The sequence below is a fragment of the Mesorhizobium sp. M1E.F.Ca.ET.063.01.1.1 genome (genome assembly GCF_003998155.1).
GTDB lineage: Bacteria > Pseudomonadota > Alphaproteobacteria > Rhizobiales > Rhizobiaceae > Mesorhizobium.
In genome coordinates this window covers 1-6,981 of the sequence record NZ_RZSC01000290.1, presented here as the reverse complement: position 1 = coordinate 6,981, position 6,981 = coordinate 1, and the positions used below count along the sequence as shown (strand labels likewise).

Below are 6,981 nucleotides of genomic sequence, written 5' to 3'. Positions count from 1 at the left end.
GTCGTAGAGATCGATAATGTCCTGGTTCATCAGGCGGATGCAGCCCGACGACATCGCCTTGCCGATCGAGAACCATTCCGGGCTGCCATGCAGGCGGTAGCCCATGTCGCCGCCCTTGTTGAACAGATACATGGCGCGCGCGCCGAGCGGGTTCTTCAGGCCCGGCTCCATGCCGCCGGCGAACTTGGCGAGCTCGGGCTGGCGCCTGATCATCTGCGAAGGCGGCGTCCAGGTCGGCCATTCGCGCTTCAGCGCGATATGGGCGGTGCCGTGCCATTCGAAGCCCTCGCGGCCGACGCCGATGCCATAGCGCATCGCCATGCCGTCACCCTCGATGAAGTAGAGGAACTTGTTCTGGGTGTCGACGATGATGGTGCCCGGCTTCTCCGAGGAGTCGTAGCGCACTTCCTGCCGGTGAAAGCGCGCCGGCACCTTCTCGATCGGGACGCGCGGCAGCTGGTAGCCGGCGTCGGTCATCGCGCCATAGTTGTTGGTGAAGAGCTGCGAGCCGATCGTGCTGCAGCCGCTGACCGCGGCCGAAAGCGCAAGAGCAGCGAGGATTGCAAGTGACTTCAAGCGCATGAATAGGTCCGACGCCCTGCCCAAATATCAGCGGCACGAGTCGGCCGCCTTGTCGCCATCATTCATGCTGGCATTTCTTTTGCTTGCCAAGCGCGAGGTGCCTATATGCAAGGCTTTACCCGCCGGTAAGTGCCGAACTGCGGCATTTCGGCAACAGGGCTGACAGGATTGTGAAGCAAAATCAATGGGGCCGCTCAAGGCCCATCGGAGACCAAGGAGTGCGCCATGAATGTCGGTGATGCCGCCGAGCGTTCCGGACTGCCGGCCAAGACCATACGCTATTATGAGGAGATCGGCCTGATCCGGCCTGCCAGGGCCGAGAACGGCTACCGCGATTATTCCGGCGACGACGTCCACCGGCTGGCTTTCCTGCGCCGGGCGCGCAACCTCGGCTTTTCAATCGACGATTGCAGGCAGCTCATGGCGCTCTATCAGGATCGCGACCGCGCCAGCCACGACGTGCGCGAAATCGCCGCCGCCCATGTGAAGGCAATCGAGGAAAAGGTGCGCGAGCTGCAGTCGATGCGCGCGACGCTGCAGAAGCTGATCCACGCCTGCCATGGTGACGAACGGCCGGAGTGTCCGATTTTGGATGATATGGCGGGAGCGGCCTGAGGCGCCGTGGCCAGAACCTGGACAAGTGTCCCATCCCTGTCTTAGCTCTCTGGCCAGCAACAACTCAGCGGCAGGAGTGCTTCACCGTGAAGGGATACTGGCTCATCGTCGGCACCGAGATTTCGGATCAGGAAGCGCAAGCCGAATACGCCAGGCTGTGGAAGCCTATCGGCGAGAAGTATCAGGCGCGCAGCAATCCCACCAAAGAGCCACCCTTGCTGGTAGAGGCGCGCGATGCCGGCCGGGTGGTTGTCGTCGAATTCCCGTCACTGGAAATGGCCAAGGCCTGCTACGACGACCCGGCCTACGACGAAGCCCGGCGGTTTGCGCTGCGGGCGTCAAACCGTGTCCTTCTCATCTTCGAAGGAGACCTCGGGGGAGCCTGAATGAAGGGCTCTACAGTCGGGCACATACCCGTCTGACAATACTCGCATTCATCCCTGTGACGGGACAGGACCAGTAAATTAAGTTCTAGCGCTCAGTCGTGATTGAGCCTGTGCCCATGGGCACGAAGAAGCAGGTCCATCCGTATCTCTGATACGCCTCGAACTTCATATGTGGCGTGATCGTCCGGTAAAACGTCATCAAACGTTCGCAGATATGGTATCGGTCATCCGGCGCGGTCTGGACTCGCTCGCTTGGGATGAACCATTCCGCTTCCTGCGGTTCATTCATGTAGGTCGGGCGCGGCACCCTGACGTAATACCCATCCTTTGTCGCCCTGACATCACTGGGGTCGATCGGGTGGCAATCCTTGCCCCCACAACAGTCATATCGCATAACAGGGTCAGCCTTGCCTGTGTACCAATCGTGAGCGTCTGCATCGCCAACCAAGGCAAGCCAAACCCATGCGACGTGTCTTCCTCGGTGGTACATGGAAATCCCCTCGCATTTACGCATAACATATTAGTGATATCTAATCTTGGGCCCGAAGTCGCACTGTCGGCCGCATAGGTCCGTCGGGGTCCGTCAACCAGATAAGAAGCGGGTTCAAACCGTGAACAAAATCTGGCATGGTGCTGCCATGCCTATCGTCTCCCCGATTCCCCTCAACCCGCTGATCGACGGCCGCCAGTCGGAGCGCGCCATGCTGGTGCGGCGCGGCGTACAGCGCTTGCTCCGCGAAATGGGCGCGCATGTGCTGCCGGAACTGTCGCTCGCCACCGGGCGCCGCGCCGACCTCGTCGCGCTGACCCGGCAGGGCGACATCTGGATCATCGAGATCAAGTCCTCGATCGAGGATTTCCGCGTCGACCGCAAATGGCCGGACTATCGGCTGCATTCCGACCGCTTCTTCTTCGCCACCCATCCGGGCGTGCCGCAGGAGATCTTTCCGGAGGAATGCGGCTTCATCCTCTCCGACGGCTATGGCGCCGAGATCCTGCGCGATGCGCCGGAGCACCGCATGGCGGCCGCGACGCGCAAGGCGCTGATGCTCAGGATCGCCCGCGCCGGCGCTGCGCGCCTTCTGGCGGCGGAGCTTGCCGGTGTGGCGGTGCCGGCGCTGGACGGCGAGAGCGAGTAGCGCCCAGTTCCTCGCCCCACGCAGTGGGGAGAGGTGGCCCGGCCAAGCCGGGACGGAGAGGGGTCAGCGCGGCGTCTGGGAGTTGTCTCGAAGCCTCTATGAGCTTCGTATCGCGGCTGGTCTTATGCCCTTCTTGCGCCGGGGTTTGGCGTCGCGGAGGGCGTCCCCCGCTCCGTCCCGGCTTCGCCGGGCCACCCCCCCGCCTTCGCGGGGGCGAGGAAAACGGGCGGCGTTGCGGCCTGGCCTACTCCACTTCCTCCTCCTCACCTGCCGCCGGCGCCGTGAGCAGCACGGCGGCGCCGAACAGCGCGGCAATCAGCGAACCCGCGAGGATGCCGACCTTCACCGCGTCCTGAAGCGCTGCGTCACCGGCGAAGGCGAGCAGGCCGATGAACAGGCTCATGGTGAAGCCGATGCCGCACAGAAGCGAAATGCCAAGCATATGCAGCCAGCCGGAATTGACCGGCAGGTCGGCGAGGCCGAGCCGAATGGCGATGGCCGAGGAGCCGAAGACGCCGACCAGCTTGCCGACAACGAGGCCGGCGGCGACGCCCAGCGTCAGCGGCTCGACGAGCGCGGCGACGCTCAGGCCGCCGAGCGAGACGCCGGCATTGGCGAAGCCGAAGATCGGGATGACGATGAAGGGCACGAGCTTGTGCAGGCCATGTTCCAGCCGGTGCAGCGGCGAATGCTCGACATCGTGGCCGATGCCGGGCGAGCGCTCGAGCGGAATGGTGAGCGCCAGCGCCACGCCGGCCAACGTGGCATGCACGCCCGACTTCAGCACCAGCACCCACAGCAGCGCGCCGATCACGAGATAGGGCACGAGATTCATCACGCGCACGCGGTTGAGCGCGATCAGCACGGCGATGGCCGCGAAGGCCGCCGCCAGATAGGCGAGCGACAGGCCGCTGGTATAAAACAAAGCAATGATGATGACGGCGCCGAGATCGTCGATGATGGCCAAGGCGGTGAGGAACACTTTCAGCGACGCCGGCACCCGGCTGCCGAGCAGCGAGAGCACGCCGAGTGCGAAGGCGATGTCGGTGGCGGTCGGGATCGCCCAGCCGGACAGCGCCGCCGGACTGTCGCGGTTGATCAAGACATAGACCAGCGCCGGAACCAGCATGCCGCCGGCGGCGGCGATGCCGGGCAGCACGCGGCGAGGCCAGGTCGAGAGCTGGCCGTCCAGCATCTCGCGCTTGATCTCGAGGCCGACCAGCAGGAAGAACACCGCCATCAGCCCGTCATTGATCCAATGCGAGACGCTGAGCGGTCCGAGATAGCCGTGGAGGACGGCGAAATAGGTTTCGGAGAGCGGCGAGTTGGCGACGATCAGAGCCAGCGCCGCTGCCGCCATCAGGATGATGCCGCCGGCCGCCTCGCCGTCGAGGAATTCACGAAGGATCGATCTCGGCCGCTCGTCGCGCATATCGCCTCCGTCACACGGCCAACGGGCCGGAATCCTGTTGTCGGATGATGCGTAAGCGTCTTTGGCGACGCAAGCGTGTTAACGCGGCGCGCGCTTGGCGAGGATACGCTGCAAGGTGCGGCGATGCATGTTGAGCCGGCGCGCGGTCTCGGAGACGTTGCGGTCGCACATTTCATAGACGCGCTGGATGTGTTCCCAGCGCACGCGGTCGGCCGACATAGGGTTTTCGGGCGGCGCCGCGCGCTCGCCGGCGGTGCGGGTGAGCGCGGCGAAGACGTCGTCGGCGTCGGCCGGCTTCGACAGATAGTCGACGGCGCCGAGCTTCACCGCCGTCACCGCGGTGGCGATGTTGCCATAGCCGGTCAGGATGATGGTGCGGGAATCGTCGCGCTTCTCGCGGATGGCGGCGACCACGTCGAGGCCGTTGCCGTCGCCGAGGCGCATGTCGACCACCGCATAGGCGGGCGGACGGGCGCGCGCCTTGGCGACGGCCTCCTCCACGCTCTCCGCCGTCTCGACCGCGAAGCCCCTGGTTTCCATGGCGCGGGCAAGCCGGGTGAGGAACGGCTTGTCGTCGTCGACGATCAGCAACGAGGTGTCCTCGCCCTCAACCATTGCGCCGGTGGGTTCTTCTGCGCTCATTTCGTCAGCATCCTACTGCCTTACTTTTACGCAGATACAATTCCGCAACAGCATTGTCCAATTTTTACAGCCGGCAACAAAGCTGCCATGCGGCAAACGCAAGGCTCAGGCGTTGTCGAACATGGTCCCCGACAGCTGCTGGGGATTGAGAAAGACGCTGCGCGGCCAGGTGATCTGCACCACCGCGCCCTCGCCGAGCCCGCTCGAATTGCGGAAGTCGAGCGTCGCGCCGGAACGCTCCAGCAAGGTCTTGGCGATGAACAGCCCGAGGCCAAGGCCGCCGCCGGCCTCGGTCCCCTGGCGTGTCGACATATAGGGCTCGCCGATGCGGTCGATGATCTCCGGCGGGAAGCCTGGTCCGTCGTCGGTGATGGAAAAGGAAACCTCGGTCTCATCCCAGTTCCAGCCGATGGTGACGGTCTTCTTGGCGAAGTCGACGGCGTTCTCGACCAGGTTGCCGAGCCCGTAGATGACGCCGGGGCTGCGCTGCCCGACCGGCTCCGGGCCGATGCGCTCGCCGGGACGTAGCCGGATCGAGATGCCGAAATCGCGGTGCGGCGCCGTCACCTCCTCGACCAGCGAGGTCAGCGGCAGGCGCGACAGGTGCGCCTCGCCTTCCGAGGACAGGCTGGTCAGCCGCTTCAGGATCTCGCGGCAACGCTCGCTCTGCGAGCGTAAGAGCTTCACGTCCTCGCCGAATTTCGGATCCTTGCCGAGCGCCTTTTCCATTTCCTTGGCGACGACCGTGATGGTGGCCAGAGGCGTGCCGAGCTCGTGCGCGGCTGCCGCCGCGAGCCCGTCCAGCGCGGAAAGATGCTGCTCGCGCTGCAGCACCAGCTCGGTGGCGGCGAGCGCATTGGCGAGCAGGCGCGCCTCCGCCGCGACGCGGAAAGCGTAGATGGCGGTGAAGGCGATCGAGGCGAACACGGCCATCCACATGCCGGCGACATAAATGAACGGCATCGGCAGCGGCGCATTCTCGTACCAGGGCAGTGGCAGATGGAAGAACACCAGCAGCGTTGCCGCCACGATGACCAGCACGCCGAGCATCGCCGTGAAGCGCAGCGGCAGCGACGCGGCGGAGATGACCACCGGCACGGAGAGCAGGACCGAGAACGGATTGGTCAGGCCGCCGGTCATGTAGAGCAGCCCGGCGAGCTGCAGGCTGTCGAAAGTCAGGATGGCGAAGGCCGCGAGCGGACCCAGCCGGTGCGCCGCCGGATAGCGGAAGGTCAGCCAGAGGTTCATCCAGGCCGAGCAGGCGATGAGCGCGAAGCACATCGAGACCGGCAGCGGGAATTTCAGCCCGTAGGCGACGACGAGCACCGCAATGCTCTGGCCGACGATGGCGAGCCAGCGCAGGCGGATCAGCGTGTTGAGCCGCAGCCGCTGGCTCTGCTGGGAATCGGGCGCGCGCAGAATGTTGATCATGACTTACGATTATAGCCGCAGGAGGGTGAGCGCTAGTAGCGCTGTGAAGGTGACTTACCCGGTTGGCAGCCCGGTGTTTCACCGTTCGTCTCGGTTCAACATCATGAACATTCGGGATTGGCCGAGGCCCCTCGCGACTTCGTCATCCACGGGCGGAGCGATGAGCGTCTGCGCCAATTCTGCGCAAGGCTACGTCCCCCGCGGCTTGGCACGGCTGGTGGCCGCCGCCAGCAGCGGGTTTTCCGGCCAGACATGTTTCGGATAACGGCCGCGCATGTCGGTGCGCACATCCGCCCAGGAGCCGCGCCAGAAGCCGGGGAGGTCGCGCGTCGTCTGGATCGGGCGATGCGCCGGCGACAAGAGTTCGAGCGTCAGCGGCACCGTGCCGCCCGCGATCGCCGGATGGCGGTCGAGGCCGAACAGCTCCTGCACGCGGATGGCCAGCACCGGCCATTCGCCGTCATAGCGGATCGGCACGTGGCTGCCCGAGGGCGCGCCGAAATGGGTCGGCGCCAACGCATCGACCTTGCGCTGCAGGTCGTGCGGAACCAGCGACATCAGTCCCGCCGCGAGCACGCTCGGCTTGATCGCCGCGAAAGAGGCGTCGCCAGCGAGGAAGGGCAGCAACCAGTCGTCGAGGCGGTCGAGCAGCGCCTGGTCCGAGACATCGGGCCAAGGTGCGCCGAGGCCGCGATTGAGCCAGCCCAGCCGCTGGCGCAGCGTCTCTCCCCCCTTGCCCCAGTCGAGCAGTGAC

The 6,981-nt window shown here is 65.1% G+C and carries 8 protein-coding genes; 3 read left to right on the top strand and 5 right to left on the bottom strand.

Annotated features, from left to right (window positions below; genetic code table 11):
- On the bottom strand, window positions 1–582 hold a 582-nt coding region (locus EOA29_RS20040; protein WP_145969717.1), incomplete at its 3' end, for a L,D-transpeptidase.
- Window positions 583–807: 225 nt separating this feature from the next.
- Here EOA29_RS20040 and cueR point away from each other — a divergent pair.
- From cueR to EOA29_RS20025, 3 genes are all read left to right on the top strand, one after another.
- On the top strand, window positions 808–1,197 hold the full coding sequence (gene cueR, locus EOA29_RS20035) for a Cu(I)-responsive transcriptional regulator (protein ID WP_126090518.1): 390 nt from the start codon (window positions 808–810) through the stop codon (window positions 1,195–1,197).
- Window positions 1,198–1,283: 86 nt separating this feature from the next.
- A complete protein-coding gene (locus tag EOA29_RS20030) occupies window positions 1,284–1,583 on the top strand; it encodes a DUF1330 domain-containing protein (RefSeq protein ID WP_126090519.1) in 300 nt (99 codons plus the stop codon).
- A 638-nt stretch (window positions 1,584–2,221) separates the two neighbouring features.
- Entirely contained in the window at window positions 2,222–2,722 is a 501-nt protein-coding gene (locus tag EOA29_RS20025) for an MmcB family DNA repair protein (RefSeq protein WP_126090520.1), read from the top strand.
- Window positions 2,723–2,966: 244 nt separating this feature from the next.
- Here the strand turns inward: EOA29_RS20025 and nhaA are convergent, their stop codons facing one another.
- The 4 genes from nhaA to EOA29_RS20005 form a co-directional block, all read right to left on the bottom strand.
- Window positions 2,967–4,154, bottom strand: a complete 1,188-nt coding sequence (nhaA, locus tag EOA29_RS20020; RefSeq protein WP_126090521.1) for a Na+/H+ antiporter NhaA — start codon at window positions 4,152–4,154, stop codon at window positions 2,967–2,969.
- 78 nt (window positions 4,155–4,232) lie between these two features.
- Window positions 4,233–4,796 (bottom strand): ActR/PrrA/RegA family redox response regulator transcription factor, encoded by a 564-nt coding sequence (locus tag EOA29_RS20015; RefSeq protein WP_040974834.1) that lies wholly within the window; start codon window positions 4,794–4,796, stop codon window positions 4,233–4,235.
- A 105-nt stretch (window positions 4,797–4,901) separates the two neighbouring features.
- On the bottom strand, window positions 4,902–6,227 hold the full coding sequence (locus tag EOA29_RS20010) for an ActS/PrrB/RegB family redox-sensitive histidine kinase (protein WP_126090522.1): 1,326 nt from the start codon (window positions 6,225–6,227) through the stop codon (window positions 4,902–4,904).
- A gap of 189 nt (window positions 6,228–6,416) precedes the next feature.
- Window positions 6,417–6,981: ATP-dependent helicase C-terminal domain-containing protein (locus tag EOA29_RS20005; protein WP_281061096.1), on the bottom strand; the 565-nt coding region annotated here is incomplete at its 5' end.

Bases quoted from the DNA above. Each gene is read 5' to 3' on its own strand.
- EOA29_RS20010 (WP_126090522.1), bottom strand. From the start codon at position 6,227: ATGATCAACATTCTGCGCGCGCCCGATTCCCAGCAGAGCCAGCGGCTG.
- EOA29_RS20025 (WP_126090520.1), top strand. From the start codon at position 2,222: ATGCCTATCGTCTCCCCGATTCCCCTCAACCCGCTGATCGACGGCCGC.
- EOA29_RS20015 (WP_040974834.1), bottom strand. From the start codon at position 4,796: ATGAGCGCAGAAGAACCCACCGGCGCAATGGTTGAGGGCGAGGACACC.
- nhaA (WP_126090521.1), bottom strand. From the start codon at position 4,154: ATGCGCGACGAGCGGCCGAGATCGATCCTTCGTGAATTCCTCGACGGC.
- cueR (WP_126090518.1), top strand. From the start codon at position 808: ATGAATGTCGGTGATGCCGCCGAGCGTTCCGGACTGCCGGCCAAGACC.